Annotated in this window: 17 protein-coding genes; 6 read left to right on the top strand and 11 right to left on the bottom strand. The window is 73.3% G+C overall.

What is annotated here, in order from left to right:
• Positions 1-24: 24 nt before the first annotated feature.
• From hpaD to Q6350_RS08365, 4 genes are read left to right on the top strand one after another with little or no spacing between them, the layout of a single operon-like run.
• Positions 25-1,158 carry a 3,4-dihydroxyphenylacetate 2,3-dioxygenase gene (gene hpaD, locus Q6350_RS08380; protein ID WP_171247794.1) on the top strand — a complete coding sequence of 378 codons (1,134 nt, stop codon included), beginning with the start codon at positions 25-27 and terminating at the stop codon, positions 1,156-1,158.
• Entirely contained in the window at positions 1,155-1,967 is an 813-nt protein-coding gene (gene hpaH, locus Q6350_RS08375; protein WP_304603679.1) for a 2-oxo-hept-4-ene-1,7-dioate hydratase, read from the top strand. Before hpaD ends, hpaH begins: the two co-directional genes overlap by 4 nt.
• The gene (locus Q6350_RS08370) at positions 1,952-2,767 is read left to right on the top strand and encodes an aldolase/citrate lyase family protein (RefSeq protein ID WP_305065932.1); all 816 of its coding nucleotides are present in this window, start codon (positions 1,952-1,954) and stop codon (positions 2,765-2,767) included. Before hpaH ends, Q6350_RS08370 begins: the two co-directional genes overlap by 16 nt.
• A gap of 2 nt (positions 2,768-2,769) precedes the next feature.
• Positions 2,770-4,257 carry an NAD-dependent succinate-semialdehyde dehydrogenase gene (locus Q6350_RS08365; RefSeq protein ID WP_304603677.1) on the top strand — a complete coding sequence of 496 codons (1,488 nt, stop codon included), beginning with the start codon at positions 2,770-2,772 and terminating at the stop codon, positions 4,255-4,257.
• Positions 4,258-4,260: 3 nt separating this feature from the next.
• Here Q6350_RS08365 and Q6350_RS08360 read toward each other — a convergent pair whose 3' ends face one another.
• Positions 4,261-5,244: an HdeD family acid-resistance protein gene (locus Q6350_RS08360; protein WP_305065931.1), complete on the bottom strand. Its 984-nt coding sequence runs from the start codon at positions 5,242-5,244 to the stop codon at positions 4,261-4,263.
• Positions 5,245-5,315: 71 nt separating this feature from the next.
• Positions 5,316-5,975 carry a TetR/AcrR family transcriptional regulator gene (locus tag Q6350_RS08355; protein ID WP_171246269.1) on the bottom strand — a complete coding sequence of 220 codons (660 nt, stop codon included), beginning with the start codon at positions 5,973-5,975 and terminating at the stop codon, positions 5,316-5,318.
• 155 nt (positions 5,976-6,130) lie between these two features.
• Here Q6350_RS08355 and Q6350_RS08350 point away from each other — a divergent pair, with 155 nt between their 5' ends.
• Together Q6350_RS08350 and Q6350_RS08345 are read left to right on the top strand one after the other, a co-directional pair.
• On the top strand, positions 6,131-7,306 hold the full coding sequence (locus Q6350_RS08350; protein WP_304603674.1) for an MFS transporter: 1,176 nt from the start codon (positions 6,131-6,133) through the stop codon (positions 7,304-7,306).
• A 117-nt stretch (positions 7,307-7,423) separates the two neighbouring features.
• The gene (locus Q6350_RS08345) at positions 7,424-7,885 is read left to right on the top strand and encodes a hypothetical protein (protein ID WP_304603673.1); all 462 of its coding nucleotides are present in this window, start codon (positions 7,424-7,426) and stop codon (positions 7,883-7,885) included.
• 4 nt (positions 7,886-7,889) lie between these two features.
• Here Q6350_RS08345 and Q6350_RS08340 read toward each other — a convergent pair whose 3' ends face one another.
• The 9 genes from Q6350_RS08340 to infB form a co-directional block, all read right to left on the bottom strand.
• On the bottom strand, positions 7,890-8,369 hold the full coding sequence (locus Q6350_RS08340; RefSeq protein WP_305065930.1) for a hypothetical protein: 480 nt from the start codon (positions 8,367-8,369) through the stop codon (positions 7,890-7,892).
• Positions 8,366-9,145 carry a 4-hydroxy-tetrahydrodipicolinate reductase gene (gene dapB / locus Q6350_RS08335; RefSeq protein ID WP_305065929.1) on the bottom strand — a complete coding sequence of 260 codons (780 nt, stop codon included), beginning with the start codon at positions 9,143-9,145 and terminating at the stop codon, positions 8,366-8,368. Before dapB ends, Q6350_RS08340 begins: the two co-directional genes overlap by 4 nt.
• A gap of 10 nt (positions 9,146-9,155) precedes the next feature.
• Positions 9,156-10,484, bottom strand: coding sequence for a pitrilysin family protein (locus tag Q6350_RS08330; RefSeq protein WP_171246274.1), 1,329 nt, complete (start codon positions 10,482-10,484; stop codon positions 9,156-9,158).
• Positions 10,485-10,492: 8 nt separating this feature from the next.
• Positions 10,493-12,739 carry a polyribonucleotide nucleotidyltransferase gene (locus tag Q6350_RS08325; protein ID WP_171246275.1) on the bottom strand — a complete coding sequence of 749 codons (2,247 nt, stop codon included), beginning with the start codon at positions 12,737-12,739 and terminating at the stop codon, positions 10,493-10,495.
• A 212-nt stretch (positions 12,740-12,951) separates the two neighbouring features.
• A complete protein-coding gene (gene rpsO, locus Q6350_RS08320; protein WP_171246276.1) occupies positions 12,952-13,221 on the bottom strand; it encodes a 30S ribosomal protein S15 in 270 nt (89 codons plus the stop codon).
• Positions 13,222-13,312: 91 nt separating this feature from the next.
• A complete protein-coding gene (locus Q6350_RS08315; RefSeq protein WP_304603670.1) occupies positions 13,313-14,290 on the bottom strand; it encodes a bifunctional riboflavin kinase/FAD synthetase in 978 nt (325 codons plus the stop codon).
• A 68-nt stretch (positions 14,291-14,358) separates the two neighbouring features.
• The gene (gene truB / locus Q6350_RS08310) at positions 14,359-15,318 is read right to left on the bottom strand and encodes a tRNA pseudouridine(55) synthase TruB (protein WP_304603669.1); all 960 of its coding nucleotides are present in this window, start codon (positions 15,316-15,318) and stop codon (positions 14,359-14,361) included.
• A 95-nt stretch (positions 15,319-15,413) separates the two neighbouring features.
• The gene (gene rbfA / locus Q6350_RS08305; protein WP_304603668.1) at positions 15,414-15,845 is read right to left on the bottom strand and encodes a 30S ribosome-binding factor RbfA; all 432 of its coding nucleotides are present in this window, start codon (positions 15,843-15,845) and stop codon (positions 15,414-15,416) included.
• Positions 15,846-15,932: 87 nt separating this feature from the next.
• Positions 15,933-18,818, bottom strand: a complete 2,886-nt coding sequence (infB, locus tag Q6350_RS08300) for a translation initiation factor IF-2 (protein WP_304603667.1) — start codon at positions 18,816-18,818, stop codon at positions 15,933-15,935.
• Positions 18,819-18,977: the final 159 nt, after the last annotated feature.

Below are 18,977 nucleotides of genomic sequence, written 5' to 3'. Positions count from 1 at the left end.
CCGCACCAGGCAAGGACGCCCCGCATGAGCACTCTCGACCCGAACACCCCCGAACCCGTCGTCACCGACGAGTCCCCGATCCGCACGACGGACCCGGTGCCCACCCCGTCCAGCCCGCCGCCGGACGTCGTGCGCGCCGCCTCGATGGAGCTCGTGGTCACCGACCTCGAGGCCAGCCGCCGGTTCTACGTCGACGTGCTGGACCTCGTCGTGACCGAGGAGGACGAGGACACCGTCTACCTGCGCAGCCTCGAGGAGTTCATCCACCACAACCTCGTGCTCCGGCGCGGGCCGGTGGCCGCCGTGGCGGCGTTCAGCTACCGCGTGCGCACACCCGAGGACCTCGACCGGGCCGTCGCGTTCTACACCGAGCTCGGCTGCCGGGTCGAGCGCCGGACCGACGGGTGGGTCAAGGGCGTCGGCGACTCCGTGCGCGTGACGGACCCGCTGGGCTTCCCCTACGAGTTCTTCCACGAGGTCGACCACGTCGAGCGGCTCGCCTGGGCCTACGACCGGCACACCCCGGGCGCGCTGGTGCGCATCGACCACTTCAACCAGGTCACGCCGGACGTCCCGCGTGCCGTGGCGTACATGGAGAACCTCGGGTTCCGCGTCACCGAGGACATCCAGGACGAGGCCGGCACCACCTACGCGGCATGGATGCGCCGCAAGCCGACCGTCCACGACACGGCGATGACCGGCGGCGACGGACCGCGCATGCACCACGTCGCGTTCGCGACCCACGAGAAGCACAACATCCTGGCGATCTGCGACAAGCTCGGTGCGCTGCGGATGACGGACAGCATCGAGCGCGGGCCGGGCCGCCACGGCGTGTCCAACGCGTTCTACCTGTACCTGCGCGACCCCGACGGCCACCGCGTGGAGATCTACACCCAGGACTACTGGACGGGCGACCCGGACAACCCCGTGGTCACCTGGGACGTGCACGACAACCAGCGCCGCGACTGGTGGGGCAACCCCGTGGTGCCGAGCTGGTACACGGACGCCTCCCGCGTGCTCGACCTCGACGGCGAGCTGCAGCCCCTCACGTCACGGACCGACGACAGCGAGATGGAGGTCACCATCGGCGCCGACGGCTTCTCCTACACCCGCAAGGGCGACACGGAGCACGGGTTCAAGCTCGGGGCGACGCTGTGAGCAGCTCTCCCGACGGCGAGCGGACGCTCGACGACCGCACGGTGACGGCGATCGCGGACGAGCTCGCCGAGGCCGAGCGCACCCGGACCCCCGTCCCGCTGCTGACCGCGCGGCACGCCGGGATGACCGTCGCCGACGCCTACGCCGTGCAGCGCACGTGGCGCGAGCGCGGTGAGGCCGCGGGCCGACGCGTCGTGGGGCACAAGATCGGCCTGACGTCGAAGGCCATGCAGGCGGCCACCGGGATCACCGAACCGGACTACGGGGTGATCTTCGACGACATGGTGCTCGAGTCGGGCAGCATCGTGGAGCACGCCGCCTGGTCCAACGTCCGGGTCGAGGTCGAGCTGGCGTTCGTGCTCGGCGAGGCGCTGCAGGGACCCGGCGTCACGGTCACGGACGTGCTGCGCGCGACGGAACGCGTCGTCCCCGCGCTGGAGATCCTCGACGCCCGCGTCGAGATGCCGGGGCGCACCATCGTCGACACCATCAGCGACAACGCCGCGATGGGCGCGATGGTCCTGGGCGGGCGGCCCGTGCGACCCGACGACGTCGACCTGCGGTGGGTCCCGGCGCTGCTGTACCGCAACGAGACGATCGAGGAGACCGGCGTCGCAGCGGGCGTGCTCGGCCATCCCGCGGCCGGCGTCGCCTGGCTGGCCGACAAGCTGGCGGCTCACGGCGACTTCCTGGCCGCGGGCGAGACCGTCCTGGCCGGGTCGTTCACCCGACCGACCTGGGTGCACCCCGGTGACACCGTGCACGCCGACTACGCCGAGCTGGGAGCCGTGACATGCCGCTTCGTCTGAGCACCGACACCTCCCTGGCCGACCTCCTGGACGCCGCCGCCTCCGAGGGCCGAGCCCTGGTCGGGGCCTGGTCGTCCCTCGGCAGCCCGCTCGCCGCGGAGATCCTCGCCGGCAGCGGCCTGGACGTCGTCCTCGTCGACGGCGAGCACGGGCCCAACGACCTGACGACGGTCCTCGGCCAGCTCCAGGCGACCGCGGCCTACCCGGTGGCCACGCTCGTCCGGGTGCCGTCCGGGGACCCCGTGCGCATCAAGCAGGTCCTCGACCTGGGGGCCACCAACCTGCTGGTGCCGATGGTGGACTCCCCCGCCGAGGCCGCCGAGGCCGTCCGCGCGGTGCGCTACCCGCCCGCGGGCATCCGCGGCGTCGGCAGCGCCCTGGCCCGCTCCTCGCGCTGGAACGGCGTCAACGGCTACCTGGACGGTGCCGACGACGGGATCACCCTCGTCGTCCAGCTGGAGACCCGCGCGGGTGTCGAGGCGGCCGAGGCGATCGCCGCCGTCGACGGCGTGGGCGCCGTGCTGGTGGGTCCCGCGGACCTCGCGGCGTCCCTGGGCCACCTGGGCCAGCAGGACCACCCGGAGGTCGTGGCCGCCGTGCACGCCGCGATCGAGGCCGGGCACCGCGCCGGCACCCCCGTGGCGGTCAACGCGTTCGACCCGGCCATGGCCGACCGCTACGTCGAGGCCGGGGCGGCGTTCGTCGCCGTGGGCGCCGACGTCACCCTCGTCGCCCAGGGTGCGCGCCGACTCGTCGCGCGCCGGGCCGACCATCGCACGTCCCCCGAGGAAGGTGAGTGACCATGAGCACCAGCAGCACGCCCAGCACCCGGGACCTGGTCCCCGAGGCCCTGGACGCCGTCCCGACCGGTCTGCTGATCGGCGGCGAGTGGCGCGACGCGTCGGACGGCGGCACATTCGCCGTGGAGAACCCCGCCACCGAGACCGAGCTCGTCCGGGTCGCCTCCGCGACCGCGGACGACGCGCAGGCCGCCATGGACGCCGCGGCGGCGGCGCAGGACTCCTGGGGCGCGACGTCGGCGCGGGAACGTGCCGAGATCCTGCGCCGGGGCTTCGACCTCGTGCAGGAGCACGCCGAGACCCTGGCCACGGTCATGACGCTCGAGATGGGCAAGCCGCTGGCCGAGTCCCGCGGCGAGGTGACCTACGGCGGCGAGTTCGTCCGCTGGTTCGCCGAGCAGGCCACCCAGGACGTCGGCCGGTACACGCACACCCCCGAGGGCAGCCTGCGCATGTTCGTGCAGCGTCGCCCCGTGGGCCCGTCGTTCCTCATCACGCCGTGGAACTTCCCCCTGGCGATGGCGACCCGCAAGGTGGCCCCGGCGCTGGCCGCCGGGTGCACGACGATCCTCAAGCCGGCCCGGCTCACCCCGCTGACCTCGATGCTGTTCGCCCGGCTGATGGTGGAGGCCGGGGTGCCGGACGGCGTGCTGAACGTCGTGCCCTCGCGGTCGGCCTCCACGGTGAGCGAACCGATCCTGGCCGACCCGCGCCTGCGCAAGCTGTCCTTCACCGGCTCCACCGCCGTCGGGCAGTCGCTCCTGCGCGACGCCGCGACGAACGTGCTGCGCACGTCGATGGAGCTGGGCGGCAACGCCCCGCTGGTCGTCTTCGAGGACGCCGACCTCGATGCCGCCGTCGACGGGGCGCTGGCCGCCAAGCTCCGCAACGGCGGCGAGGCCTGCACGGCCGCCAACCGGATGTACGTCCACGAGGACGTCGCCGACGCGTTCGTCGACCGGCTCGCGCAGAAGCTGCGCGACGTCGTCGTCGGCAACGGGCTGGACGACGGCGTGACCCTCGGTCCGCTCATCGAGCCGTCGGCGGTCGACTCCGTCCAGGCGTTCGTCGACGACGCCGTCGAGCGCGGCGCGACGCTCGTCGTCGGCGGTGACCGCCCGGACGGCACCGGGCACTTCTTCTCCCCGACCCTGCTGCGCGACGTGCCGCCGGACGCGCGCTGCATGCGCGAGGAGATCTTCGGGCCGGTCGCCCCCGTGGCGACGTTCTCCAGCGAGGACGAGGCCGTCGCGCTCGCGAACTCGACCGAGTACGGGCTGGCGTCCTACGTGTTCACCCGCGACGTCCCCCGGGGTCTGCGGTTCGCCGAGCGCCTGGAGTTCGGTCTGCTCGGGCTCAACGCCGGGGTCATCTCCAACGCCGCGGCGCCCTTCGGCGGCATGAAGCAGTCCGGGATCGGGCGCGAGGGCGGCTTCGAGGGCATCGCCGAGTACCAGGAGACCCAGTACGTCGGCATGCCGCTGGCGTAGTCCTCAGGAGCGGTCGCCCCGCCACCGGCGCGGCGACCGCTCCGGCGTCGCGGTGCCGTCCGCGCGCTCCTCGGTCCCGTCGGCCGTCGCGTCGTGCGGGCCGTGCTCGCCGGCCGAGGGCGGGGTGCGGCTGTCGTCCGCGGCGGAGCCACCGCTGGTGATCGCGTCCGCGCCCGGCGTGGCGGGACGTGCCACGGGCGAGGCGGAGTCGTCCTCGGGCTCCGACGCCGGAGATGTGCCGGAGCCGCCTCCGTCCGTGAGGGCGCCGGCGGACCGCGGACCGGAGGCCCGCGCGGGGGTGACCTGCGGGTTCGCGGACCCGAGGACGGACCCCCCGGTCACGGTGACCCCCACTCGTTCGGCCTGCTCCCGCAGGCTGCTCAGCTCCCGTGCCACCGACCGGACGGCGAACCCGGAGACGATGTCCAGCGCCCCGGCGACGAACGCGAACAGGGCGAACACGATCGCCACGAGCCGGAGCACGTCGAGGGAGTCCAGCGGCCGGGTGACCAGCAGCAGCCCGAACAGCGTCGCCGTGATCCCGAACGCGACCATCCACGGCCAGCCGAGGTCGCGGTTCCGGGTCAGCGCGGCCCCGCCGATGATCGCCACCACGCCGAGCACGATCGCCCAGACGGCGAGCACGTAGTAGAGCGGGGTGGGCGTCAGGTCCGGCCACAGGGCCACGGCGGCACCGAATCCGATGTTCACGCCCGCCTGGGCGAGCCACCAGGCGGATCCGACCTGCCGACGGTGCGCCACCCACTGGACCAGGACCAGCACCCCGTCGAACGCCAGGAAGATCCCGATGAGCAGCCGCAGGATCTCCAGCTCCTCGAGCGGCTCGATCATCAGCAGCAGGCCGAGCACGATGAAGGCCGTGCCCCGCAGCACGGGCAGCCACCAGATCCGCCGGAAGGGGTTGTGCGGGTCCGGCGGCGTCGCGTCGACCGTCTCGTCCGGGGTGGGTGCGTCGTCGCGTGCCATGCGAGCCCTTCGTCGATGCCTGCTGACCTGCGGCCATGCTATGCGCACCGGCGCGGACGCGCCCGCGAGCCTCAGGGAGCGGGGGCGTCCTGCGGCGGGGTGACGAGGATCAGGTCGAGGTAGGCCCCCAGCGTGGCCGCCATGTCCGGGCGCTGTGCGCGCGGGAGGTCGCGGGCGAGCAGCCACTGCAGCTGCATGCCGTCCATGATCGCGACGAGCGACCGTGCCGTGGTCTCGAGGTCGAGTCCGGGCACGAGCTCGCCGGCGTCCCGGCGGGCGGCGAGCTCGTCGACGATCAGCGCGATCGTCCGGGCGTATCGCCGTTCGAAGTACGCGTGCGCGGGGTGGTCCGCGGAGGTCGCCTCCGCGGCGACCGAGGTGTACAGGTCGACGATGGCGGGCCGGAGCGCGTTGCGCTCCATCAGGTGCACGAGCGCGGTGAAGAGGTCGGTCCCCCGCTCCCGGTCCGCCTCGAGGTCCGCCTCGTCGACCGCGTCGCGGTGCTCCAGGAGCGCCTCGAGCACCGCGGCCTTGGTCGGGAAGTGATGCAGCAGGCCGGGATGGGAGATGCCGGCGGCACCGGCGATGTCCCGCAGCGAGGTGCCGTGGAAGCCGGCCTCCCCGAACAGCGTGATCGCCGCCTGCAGGATCTGCTCACGCTTCCTGCGCCCCCGGGCGTAGCCCCCCGCCCGCGCGGCTCCGGCCTGCGGCGTCGCACCCGTCGTCGTCATCGCACTCCTTCGCCCGTCACGTGGCCATCATGCCAGGGTCGCGCGAACCCCGACCAGTCGGTAAGTACCCGTTCGACCGGTCGACGAACCGTGATGACCGCCACTCCCACCCCGGCCGACGTCCGGGCCCGACGTCGCGGTGACAGGATGTCCCGGTGACACACCGCACCGTCCGGGACGCCGCCGCGGGGATCACGGTCCTGGCGGTGGCGAACTTCGTCGCCATCACGACCGAGGTCCTGCCGGTCGGCCTGCTGCCGCAGCTCGCGGGTGGCCTCGGCGTCCCCGAGTCCACCGCCGGGTTGCTGGTGTCCGTCTACGCCTTCGTCGTCGCGGCGTGCGCGGTGCCGCTGACGCTGGCCACCCGGCGCCTGGCCCGCAAGCCGCTCCTGCTCACGACGGTCGTCGTCTACACCGCCGCGAACCTGCTCGCCGCCGTCGCACCGTCCTTCGGCGTCGTCGTGGCCGCCCGGACGCTCGGCGGCCTCGGGCACGCCCTCTTCTTCTCGGTGTCCATCGCCTACGCGGCCCGGCTGGTCTCGCCCCTGTACACGGGACGCGCCGTGACGCTCGTGACCACCGGCGGCACCTTCGGGTTCGTCCTGGGCGTCCCGCTGTCCACCTCGCTGGGGGCGGCCGTCGGCTGGCGGTGGTCCTTCGCCGTCCTGGCCGGCGTCTGCGCGCTGACCGCGGTCCTCGTCGCCCGGTTGCTGCCCCCGGTGGAGGTCGCGCCGGGTGCGGGCGAGGGCGCCTCCTCCGACGCCCGTGGCGCGCGTTCGCGCCTCGGGGTCGTCGTCGGCACCAACACCCTGCTGTTCGTGGGCCAGTACACCGTCTACACGTTCATCTCGTTGCTGCTGCTCGCGACGGGGCTCGGCGAGGCCGCGGTCGGCCCGACCCTGCTCGTCTTCGGTGCCCTGGGGATCCTGGGCCTGTGGGCGGCCGGCCGCTACCTGGACCGCAGGCCACGGACCCTGACCCTCGCCACGATCGCCGTGATGGTGCTCGCCCTGGCGGCCGTCGCGCTGGGGCTGCCGCACCAGGGCGTGGTGCTGGTCGGTGCGGCCGTCTGGCTCGCCGCGTTCGGGGCGGTGCCGGCCGCCTTCCAGACGCTGGCGCTGCGGGCCCGCGGTGCGAGCGCCGACGTCGCCGGGGCGTTCGTCAACGCCACCTCGAACCTCGGCATCGGTCTGGGGGCGGCCGTGGGGTCCGTGGTCGTCGCGGGGCCGGGTCTGGCGACCCTCGCCTGGACCGGGGCGTCGGCCATGGCGCTGGCCGGTGCCGTGGTGGTCGTGGCACGGCAGGCGTTCCCGCACGACCCCGCGCGGTAACCCGCGCGTGACGATGCCGTAGCACCCTGATGGCAGGCTGGGCGCATGTCCGAGGTCGGGGATGGGTCCGCAGGTCCGAGCAGCAGGCGGCGGCGTCTGGCGAGTCCGACGGAACCGATGATCACGGACTACTTCGCCGCTCCCTCCGACGCCCTGGCCGCGACGGTGCTGCAGGTCGAGGACGGGCCCAGCACACCGACGCGCGGTTCGGGCGAACCGCTCTTCGACACCGTGGCCCTGCCGTCCGTCGACCCGTTCGTCGCCCTCGCCGTGCTGGCCGGCACCACGTTCGGGCTGCCTTACGGCGAGGTGACCGGCGCCGCGCGCCACGGGCAGGTCGTCGACGGCCGCGACGAGGGCCCGTTCGTCGTCACCGTCGCCGACGAGCTGGCCGCGCACCTGGCGGCGGCGTCCCCCCACGAGCTCGGCGAGGCGGCGCACCGCTGGGTGCACGGGGGCGAGCACGCGGGCGACGCCGAGGAGCTGGCACGGGCCCTCCAGGGTCTCGGCGAGCTCGCGTGCCGGGCCGCCGACGTCCGCCACCACCTGTACTGCTGGACGCGGTGGCCGGCCCGGTGAGGGGTCAGCCGGAGAACAGCGAGGAGGCCCGGCGCAACGCGGCGCGCGCGCGGCGGCGGTCGTGGGCGGCGTCGTAGGCGAAGGCCAGGTGGTACCAGGCCCGCCAGCTCTCGGGCTCGGCCTCGACGGCCCGCTGCGCCTCCGCGAACGCGGCGTCGGCCGCGTCGCGGTCGATGCGTCCACCCGGGGACCGGGGCAGGTCGTCGACCGGGAGCTCGCCGGCCCCGGCGAGGGTGTCGGCCATGCGCTGCACCCGGGCCGCCAGCCAGAACTCGCGGGCGATGAGCCCGACCACGAGCAGCGGGATGACGAGCACCGCCACGCCGATCGCGACCAGCACCGCCTCGCCGCTGGCGATCATCGCGACGCCGCGTCCGGCGATCGCCCAGACGTAGATCGCCAGCAGCCCGGTGACGGCCAGGGCGCCGACGAGACCGCGCGGCGGGCGGCTCCGGGTGGCCGGGGACGGCTCGGACGAGGTCACGACAGGTCCAGCACGTTCTCGAGGCCGACGGTGAGACCCGGCCGCGAGCCGACCTCGCGCACCGCGAGCAGCACGCCCGGCATGAACGAGGCACGGTCGAAGGAGTCCTGCCGGATCGTGAGCTGCTCGCCGGCGTTGCCGAACAGGATCTCCTCGTGGGCGACGAGACCGCGCAGCCGGACCGCGTGCACCCGGACCCCGTCGACGTCCGCGCCCCGGGCGTCCCAGCCGTTCTGGGTGGCGTCCGGGGACGGCTCCAGGCCGGCCTCCGCCCGTGCGGCGGCGATCGCGGCCGCCGTGTGCCGTGCCGTGCCGGAGGGCGCGTCGACCTTGTCCGGGTGGTGCAGCTCGACGACCTCCGCGGACTCGAAGTAGCGCGCCGCCCGGGCGGCGAACGTCATCGCCAGCACGGCGGACAGCCCGAAGTTCGGCGCGATGAGGACGCCAGGACCCGGCCCGTCGCCCGCCGCGGCGAGCCGCTCGAGGTGCTCGGCCACCCGGCCGCGCGAGTAGTCGTCCCAGCCGGTGGTCCCGACCACGACGTCGGCGCCGGCGTCCAGCGCCGCGTGCACGTTCGCCTCGGTGGCGGCGGGGACGCTGAAGTCGATCGCGACCTGGGCCCCGGACTCGCGGACGACGGCCGCCACGTCGTCGCCGGCGCCGATGCGCGCGACGAGCTCCAGGTCCTCGGCGGCCTCGACGGCGGCGCACGTCTGGCCACCCATGCGGCCGGCCGCCCCGATGACGGCCACCCTCACGGCGCTGCTGCTGCTCACGATCATCTCCTCATTCCGTGAAGGGCCCCACCCGCACCACCGACCGCGGCCGCGCGGCCAGGTCGGCGGCGAGCTCACGCACGTCCTCGCGGGTCACGGACCGGATGCGCTCCAGGGACTCGTCGACGGTCATCAGCTCGCCCAGGACGAGCTCGGACCGGCCCAGGCGGCTCATCCGCGACCCGGTGTCCTCGAGCCCGAGCACGAGCCCGCCGGAGAGCTGCCCGACGGACCGGTCGAGCTCCGCGACGGTGATGCCGTCCTCGGCCAGCCGGTCGAGCTCGGCGCCGAGCATCGTGACGACCTCGTCGGTGCGCCCGGGCGTGCATCCCGCGTACAGCCCGAAGGTCCCCAGTCCCCCGTGGCCCTGGGCGAAGGAGTACGTGGCGTAGGCGAGCCCGCGCTTCTCCCGGATCTCCTGGAACAGCCGCGAGGACATGCTGCCGCCGAGCACCGCGTTGAGCACGGTCATGGTGAAGCGGCGCTCGTCGGTCGCGCTCAGCCCGGTGGTGCCGAGGATGACGTTCGCCTGCTCGATCGGGCGGTGCACGGTGACGTCCACGCCCTCGGTGGGCACGCCGTCCGACTCCGGGGCGTCCGACCGCCGCGGCCGCGGGCTGGCGGGGACGGTCAGGTCCCAGCCGCCGGCCGACAACGCCTCGCCGACCTGGTCGACGAGCCGGTCGTGGTCGACACCGCCCGCCGCCGCGACCACGAGGGTCTCGGGCCGGTAGTGCCACCGGTAGTGCTCCCAGACCGCCTCGCGCGGCACGCCACGGATCGCGTCCGGGGTGCCGCCGATCGGACGGCCCAGCGGGTGGCTGCCGAGCACGGCGGCGGCGAACCGCTCGTGCGCCAGGTCCGCGGGGTCGTCCTCGGCCATCGCGAGCTCCTCGAGGATCACACCCCGCTCCGTCTCGAGCTCGTCGGGGTCGAGCCGTGCCGAGGTCATCATGTCGCTGACGACGTCGACCGCCATCGGGACGTCGGCGTCGAGCACCCGCGCGTAGTAGCACGTGTGCTCCTTGCCGGTCGCGGCGTTGGCCTCGCCGCCGACGGCGTCGAACGCCTCGGCGATGTCCAGCGCCGACCGGCGCGCCGTGCCCTTGAACAGCAGGTGCTCGAGGAAGTGGGTCGATCCGTGGTGCCCGTCGGTCTCGTCGCGGGACCCGACGCCGACCCAGGCGCCGACGGTGGCCGAGCGCAGCCCCGGCATGTGCTCGGTCAGCACACGCACACCGCCGGGCAGGACGGTGCGACGGATCGTCGCACCGTCCTGCCCGGCGGTCAGCTCGGCACCCGGCTGATCCGCTCCGACGAGCGGCAGGTGCTGGCTCATGGGTGAGATCAGGCCTCGCTCGCCTCGGTGGCGACGGCCTCGTCGGCGGGCTTGTCGTCCTCCTCGGTGATCGCGACCAACGACAGCTTGCCGCGGGAGTCGATCTCACCGATCTCGACCTGGATCTTCTGGCCGATGGACAGGACGTCGTCGACGTTCTCCACCCGCTTGCCACCGACCAGCTTGCGCAGCTGGCTGATGTGCAGCAGACCGTCCTTGCCGGGGGCCAGCGAGATGAAGGCCCCGAACGAGGTGGTCTTGACCACGGTGCCGACGAAGCGCTCGCCGACCTCGGGGACGTGCGGGTTGGCGATCGCGTTGATCGACGCCCGCGCCGCCTCGGCGCTCGGGCCGTCGGTCGCACCGATGTAGACCGTGCCGTCGTCCTCGATGGAGATGTCCGCGCCGGTCTCCTCCTGGATCTGGTTGATCATCTTGCCCTTGGGCCCGATGACCTCACCGATCTTGTCGACGGGGACCTTGACCGCGATGACGCGCGGCGCGTTCGGCGACATCTCGTCCGGGGTGTCGATGGCCTCGGCGATGACGTCGAGGATCGTCAGACGGGCGTCGTGGGCCTGACCCAGCGCGGCCGACAGCACGGAGGCCGGGATGCCGTCGAGCTTGGTGTCGAGCTGGATGGCGGTGACGAACTCCCGGGTGCCGGCGACCTTGAAGTCCATGTCGCCGAAGGCGTCCTCGGCACCGAGGATGTCGGTCATCGCGGCGTAGCGGGTCTCCCCGTCCACCGTGTCCGAGACCAGACCCATCGCGATGCCCGCCACCGGCGCCTTGAGGGGCACTCCGGCGTTGAGCAGCGACAGCGTCGAGGCGCAGACCGAGCCCATCGAGGTGGACCCGTTGGAGCCGAGGGCCTCGGAGACCTGGCGGATCGCGTACGGGAACTCCTCGCGGCTCGGCAGCACCGGGACCAGGGCGCGCTCGGCGAGCGCGCCGTGGCCGATCTCACGGCGCTTGGGCGAGCCGACACGGCCGGTCTCACCGGTCGAGTACGGCGGGAAGTTGTAGTTGTGCATGTAGCGCTTGCGCGTGACCGGCCCCAGGGAGTCGATCTGCTGCTCCATGCGCAGCATGTTCAGCGTCGTGACGCCCAGGATCTGGGTCTCGCCACGCTCGAACAGCGCCGAGCCGTGCACCCGCGGGAGCACCTCGACCTCGGCCGACAGGGTGCGGATGTCCGCGAGCCCTCGGCCGTCGATCCGCACGCCGTCGGTCAGCACGCGCTGACGCACGAGCTGCTTCTGCAGGGAGCGGAAGGCCGCCGAGAGCTCCTTCTCGCGGCCCTCGAACTGCTCGGCGAGCTGCTCGAGCATCCCCGCCTTGATCTCGTCGAGGCGGTTCTCGCGCTCCTGCTTGTCGCCGATCGCCAGGGCCTCGGCGGCCGGGGCGGAGACCGCGGACTCGACGGCGGCGTAGGCGTCGTCGGCGTAGTCCGGGAACAGCGGGAACTCGGCGACGTCCTTGGCCGACTGCGAGGCCAGCGAGAGCTGGGCGTCGCACAGGGCGGCGATGAACGGCTTGGCCGCGTCGATGCCCTCGGCCACGACCTGCTCGGTCGGGGCGGTGGCGCCCTCGTTCTTGACCAGGTTCCAGGCGTCGTCGGTGGCCTCGGCCTCGATCATCGCGATGGCGACGTCCTCGGAACCGTCGGCGGCGGTGACCTTGCGGCCCGCGACGACCATCTCGAAGACGGCGCGCTCCTTGTCCGAGTACTTCGGGAAGGCGACCCACTGGTCGTCGATGAGCGCGATGCGCACGGCGCCGGCCGGGCCGGAGAACGGCAGGCCGGAGATCTGCGTCGACGCGGACGCGGCGTTCATCGCCAGCACGTCGTAGGCGTCGTCCGGGTGCTGCGCCATGACGGTGATGACGATCTGCACCTCGTTGCGCAGGCCCTTGACGAAGAGCGGGCGCAGCGGGCGGTCGGTGAGCCGGCAGGTGAGGATCGCCTCGGTGGACGGGCGGCCCTCACGGCGGAAGAACGAGCCGGGGATGCGGCCCGCGGCGTACATCCGCTCCTCGACGTCCACCGTCAGCGGGAAGAAGTCGAACTGGTCCTTGGGGTGCTTGCCGACCGCGGTGGTCGACAGCAGCATGGTCTCGTCGTCGAGGTAGGCGGAGACGGCGCCGGCGGCCTGCCGGGCCAGTCGGCCGGTCTCGAAGCGGACGGTACGGGTGCCGAAGCGGCCGTTGTCGATGACGGCCTCGGCGGACTGGATCTCGGGACCCTCCACGGGTGCCCTCCTTGCTCTCGAAGGCGCCGCCCGCCCGAGCGACGGTCTTCGATCGAGGCCCTCGGAGCACACCGGGGGAACCGGCGGATCGGGGGGCCACTACCGAGGACCGGACGACGGCCCGGCGGCGCGGTGTGCGGTGTTACGTCTACAAGGACATCACACCAGACCAGCCCGGTCCCTGCGAGAGGGACCGGGCTGGTGGCGGGACGTCAGCGGCGCAGGCCGAGGCGCTCGATGAGCGCGCGGTAGCGCTGGATGTCGACCTTCTGCAGGTAGCTGAGCAGACGGCGACGCTGGCCGACCAGGAGGAGCAGACCACGACGGGAGTGGTGGTCCTGCTTGTGCTCCTTGAGGTGCTCGGTCAGGTCGGTGATCCGCTGGGTCAGCAGAGCGATCTGGACCTCCGGCGAGCCGGTGTCGCCCTCGTGAGTCGCGTACTCGGTGATGATGTTCTGCTTCGTGGCAGCGTCGAGCGGCATGGCTCTCCTTCTGGTGTCGTTGCGCGGTGCTCCGGGACTGCTTCACCGGGCGCTCTGGATCCGCGGCCGATCTACGGCAGCGACCATCGTATCAGGACAGCAGCACACCGCGGGCGCGGGCCACGTCGTGGGTCATCTGCTCGACCAGCGCCTCGATGCCGTCGAAACGGACCGTCGGGCGCAGGTGCTCGACCATCTCGAGGACCACCTCCTCGCCGTACAGGTCGAGATCGGTGCGGTCCAGGACGTAGGCCTCCACCCGACGTTCGACGCCGTCGAACGTCGGGTTGGTGCCGATCGAGATCGCCGCGGGCAGCAGCGCGTCGGGGTCCGCGGGCTCCTGGCCCGTCCGCCCGGGCCGGCGCAGCCACCCCGCGTACACCCCGTCGGCAGGGACCATGCCGGCGATGTCCCCCAGGTTGGCCGTGGGGAACCCGAGCTCGCGGCCGCGGGCGTCCCCCCGCACGACGACGCCCCGCACCCGGTGGGGCCGGCCCAGGACGTCGGCGGCCTGGGCGACGTCGCCCTCGGCGATCAGGGCGCGTGCCGCCGAGCTGGACCAGCGCTGGCCGGCACCGTCCTGCGCGGGCTGGCACTCCCCCACGTCGTCGATCGCCACGACCTCGAACCCGTGGCGCCCGCCCAGGTCGACCATGGTGGCCAGCGTCCCGGCGTTGGCCCGGCCGAAGCGCACGTCGTGGCCCACGACGACGCTGCGCGCACCGAGCGCCCCGGTGAGGTAGCGCGTGACGAACTCCTCGGGGCTCTGCTCCGCGAAGTCCAGGGTGTAGCGGATCACGAGGACGGCGTCGAGGCCGGTCTCCGCCAGCAGCTCGAGGCGGTCGTCGATCCCCGTGATGAGCTCGGGAGCGGAGTCGGGACGGTGGACGGCGGCGGGGTGCGGGTCGAAGGTCACGGCGACCGCGGCGCAGCCGTCGGCGCGCGCCAGGCGGACGAGTCGGGCGAGCACCGCCTGGTGACCGCGGTGCACGCCGTCGAAGTTGCCGATCGTCACGACCGACGGACCGAAGTCCTCGGGGACCTCGGAGAGGTCCGTGAACACCTGCACGCCGATCGCGCTCCTCGTTGCCGGACGGGCCGACGCCTCACGACGCCGACGGATCAGGATAGTCCCGCTCAGGCCGGGGCGAGGACCAGGACGGGCTTGGCCCGCCGCTCCCCGCGCCGCGTCGTGTCCTCCAGCAGGGCGACGAGCGTGCCGTCCGGGGCCAGGCCCGCCACGGTGCCCCGCATGCCGGTCGGGGTCACCCACTGCCCGTAGCCCAGGGCCCGGGCCTCGGCGTCGGTCAGCTCACGGACGGGGAAGGTGCTCCGCGCGGCGTCGCCGAGCGGGAGGGTGGCGAGCACGCCGTCGGCGTCGGCCTGGGCCTCGAGCTCGTCGAGGGTCCGGGCACGATCGAGCGGGTACCCGCCGACACGGGTGCGGCGCAACGCGGTCAGGTGCCCGCCGACGCCGAGCGCCTCGCCCAGGTCCCGGGCCAGCGCACGCACGTACGTGCCCGAGGAGACCACCACCTCGACGTCGACGTCGAGCACCGCCACGCCGCCGTCGGCCGTGGCCGGACGGGTCTCGAGCACCTCGAACGAGCTCACGGTGACGGGACGGTCGGCGAGCTCGACCTCCTCGCCGGCACGGGCCCGGGCGTAGGCCCGGCGTCCGTCGACCTTGATCGCGCTGACGGTGCTCGGGACCTGCCGGATGTCGCCGGTGAGGGCGGCGACCTGCCGCGCGAGGGCGGCAGGGTCCACGCCCTCGCCCACGCCCCGGGCCTCGAGGGTCTCGCCCTCGGCGTCGTCGGTCGTCGTGGAGACACCCAGCCGGATCGTCGCCCGGTAGGCCTTGTCCGCGCCCACCACGTAGGTGAGCAGCTTGGTCGCCCGACCGACGCCGACCACCAGCACACCCGTCGCCATCGGGTCCAGGGTGCCGGCGTGCCCGACCTTGCGCGTGCCCGCCAGCCGCCGGCAACGCCCGACGACGTCGTGGCTGGTCCAGCCGGCCGGCTTGTCGACGATCAGCAGACCGTCCGGCGCCGTCGGACGGCGCGGCGGGCGCGCCGTGCCACGGTCGGCCACGGGATCTCCCCTCTCCCCCACCGCCACGCGCAGGAGGTGCCGGGCCGGATCGCTCCGGCCCGGCGGACCTTCTCCCCGCGGCATCGGGGCGGTCGTCAGTCGGTGTCGTCGTCCGACGTGCGGTACGGGTCGGCGTCACCGGCCGGGGACTTGCCCTCGCGTAGCGCCGCGAGCTCGGCGTCCCGCAGCCGCGCCTGGGACAGCGCCTCGTCGAGGTGCGCCGCCGTCTCCGGCACGGAGTCCAGGTGGAACTCGATCGTCGGCGTCAGCCGCACGCCGGTCTGCTTGCCGACCTCGGAGCGGATCATGCCCTTGGCGCTCTCCAGCGCCGCCGCCGTGCCGTCGCGGTCCTCGTCGCTGCCGAGGACCGTGTAGAACACCGACGCCTGCTGCAGGTCGCCGGTGACACGGACGTCCGTGACCGTCACGAAGCCGAGTCGCGGATCCTTGATCCGCGTGTCGAGCATCTGCGCGACGATCTCCTTGATGCGGTCCGCCAACCGGCGCGCCCGCGGGTTCTCGCTCATCCGTCCTCCTTGTCCTGACGCCGACGGCGCCCCGCCCCCACCGCGCTCGGCGGTGCGGACGGGGCGCCGTCGTCCGTCCCGACCTTCTCAGGCGCGGGGGATCTCGCGCATCTCGAAGGTCTCGATGATGTCGCCCTCGACGATGTCGTTGTACGACCCGAGTCCGATACCGCACTCGAAGCCCTCGCGGACCTCGGTGACGTCGTCCTTCTCGCGTCGCAGCGACTCGACCGTGAGCTCGTCGCCCACCACGCGGCCGTCGCGCAGCACGCGGGCCTTGGTGTTCCGTCGGATCGTGCCCGACCGGACGATCGAACCGGCGATGTTGCCGAACTTCGAGGACCGGAAGACCTGGCGGATCTCGGCGCTGCCGAGCTTCGCCTCCTCGTACTCCGGCTTGAGCATGCCCTTGAGGGCGGCCTCGATGTCGTCGATGGCCTGGTAGATCACCGAGTAGAACTTGACCTCGACGCCCTCGCGCTCGGCCAGGTCCTCGACACGCTCGCCGAAGCGGACGTTGAAGCCGAGGATCACGGCGTTGTCGACCGTGGCCAGGTTGACGTCGTTCTGCGTGATCGCACCCACACCGCGGTGGATGACGCGCAGGTCGACCTCGTCGCCCACGTCGATCTTGAGCAGCGCGTCCTCCAGCGCCTCGACGGCACCGGACACGTCACCCTTGATGACCAGGTTGAGCGTCTCGACCTTGCCCTGCTCGAGAGCCTTGGTGAAGTCCTCGAGGCTGATGCGCTTGCGCCGCTTGGCCAGCAGCGCGGCACGCTCGGCCGCCTCGCGCTTCTCGGCGATCTGACGAGCGGTGCGCTCGTCGGGTGCGGCGAGGAACGTGTCGCCGGCGCTCGGCACCGACGCCAGACCCAGGACCTGGACCGGACGCGCCGGACCCGCCTCGGTGACGGACTCGCCGTGCTCGTCGAACATCGCCCGTACACGACCGTGCGCGGTGCCGGCGACGATGGCGTCGCCGACGCGCAGCGTGCCCGACTGCACCAGGACGGTGGCCACGGAACCGCGGCCCTTGTCCAGGTGGGCCTCGATCGCCACACCGCGGGCGTCCTTCTCCGGGTTGGCCCGGAGGTCGAGCGCCGCGTCGGCGGTCAGCAGGACGGCCTCGAGGAGGCTGTCGATACCCTGGCGCCGCAGCGCGGAGACCTCGACGAACATCGTGTCGCCGCCGTACTCCTCGGCCACGAGGTTGTACTCGGTGAGCTGCTGGCGGATCTTGTCGGGGTTCGCCCCCTCCTTGTCCACCTTGTTCACCGCCACGACGATCGGCACGTCCGCCGCCTGGGCGTGGTTCAGCGCCTCGATCGTCTGCGGCATCACGCCGTCGTCCGCGGCCACCACGAGGATCGCGATGTCCGTCGCCTTGGCACCACGGGCACGCATGGCCGTGAAGGCCTCGTGACCCGGGGTGTCGATGAACGTGACGGCCCGGTCGGCGCCCTCGTGCTCGGTGTGCACCTGGTAGGCACCGATGTGCTGGGTGATCCCACCGGCCTCACCGGCGACGACGTCCGTGGACCGGATGGCGTCCAGCAGCTTCGTCTTACCGTGGTCGACGTGACCCATGACGGTCACGACCGGCGGCCGCGCCTCCAGGTCCTCGTCGGTCTCGTCGGCCTCCTCGGCCTGCAGGTCGATGTCGAAGGACCCGAGCAGCTCGCGGTCCTCCTCCTCGGCGGAGACCATCTCGATCTTGTAGCCGAGCTCCGACCCGAGCGTGACGAACGTGTCCTCGTCCAGCGACTGCGTCGCGGTCGCCATCTCGCCCAGGTGCAGGAGCACCGTGACCAGCGCCGCCGGGTTCGCGTCGATCTTGTCCGCGAAGTCGTTCAGGGACGAGCCGTAGCGCAGGCGCACCAGGGTGTTGCCGTTGCCGCGCGGGACCGAGACGCCACCCGGCGTCGGGGCCTGCATCTGCTCGAACTCTTGACGCTTCGCCCGCTTCGACTTGCGTCCCCGGACCGGCTTGCCGCCGGCGCGACCGAACGCACCCTGGGTGCTGCCACGGCCGGCGCCGCCACGGCCGCGGAACCCGCCGCCGCCACCGGGACGGAAACCGCCCCGACCGCCACCGGGACCGCCGGCACCACCGGGACCGCCCGGGCCGCCACCGCGACCACGGCCGCCGCGACCACCGCCGCCGGGACGCTCGCCCGGTCGCGGCATGCTGGTCTTGCCCGGCATCATGCCCGGGTTCGGGCGCGGGGCGCCCGGACGCGGAGCGGCCGGACGCGGGGCACCCGGACGCGGACCGCCGGAGCGCTCGGCCGGCTTGCCCTCGCCGCGCGCGGGCCGCTGCTGCATGCCCTGCTGCGAGGAGTACGGGTTGTTGCCCGGCCGCGGACCCCCGCCACGCTGCATGCCCTGCTGGGACGCGTAGGGGTTGTTGCCCGGCCGCGGACCGCCGCTGCGGCCGCCACCACCGGAACGCTGCCCGCCCGGCTTCGGTGCACCCGGCTTGGGGCCGCCACCCGGCTTGGGCGTGGCGCCCGGCTTCGGTGCCGACCCGGGGGTCGGAGCAGCGGGCTTCTCGGCCTGCGGTGCCTTCTCGGCAGCGGGCTTCGGGGTCTCCGCCGCCGGCGCCTTCTCGGCACCCGGCTTCGGCGCGGCCCCGGGCTTCGCCGCACCCGGCTTGGGTGCGGAACCCGGCTTCGGCGCCTCGGCGGGCGTCGAGGCGGCAGGCTTCGCGGCCTGCTCGCCGGCCGCCGCCGGTGCACCCGGCTTGGGCGCGGCGGGCTTCTTCTTCGGGGCGGGCTTGGCGGACTTGCCGTCCTTGGCCGCTCCGGCGTCGGACGCCGTGAACTTGCCACGCATCATGCGCTCGACCGGTGCCTCGAGCGTCGAGGACGCCGACCGGACGAATTCACCTGAGGCCTTCAGCTCGGCCAGCAGGGTCTTGCTCTCCACCCCGAGCTGCTTCGCCAGCTCGTGGACGCGGATCTTCGCCACATCTCTCCTGTCTCGGCCCCACCGAGACAGGCAGGACCGTCGCTAGTACTGAGTACTCATCGTTCGGGACTCATCGGGTGCCCATCGGCTTCTGACCCGCTTCCTTGTCGACGTACGCGTGTGCGGCCGGGCGAGGACGCCCGGTCGCGACGGGGGCGG

The sequence above is a fragment of the Isoptericola sp. b515 genome (genome assembly GCF_030588125.1).
In the GTDB taxonomy this organism is placed as follows: domain Bacteria; phylum Actinomycetota; class Actinomycetes; order Actinomycetales; family Cellulomonadaceae; genus Isoptericola; species Isoptericola sediminis.
This window is presented reverse-complemented; position numbering and strand designations above follow the sequence as displayed.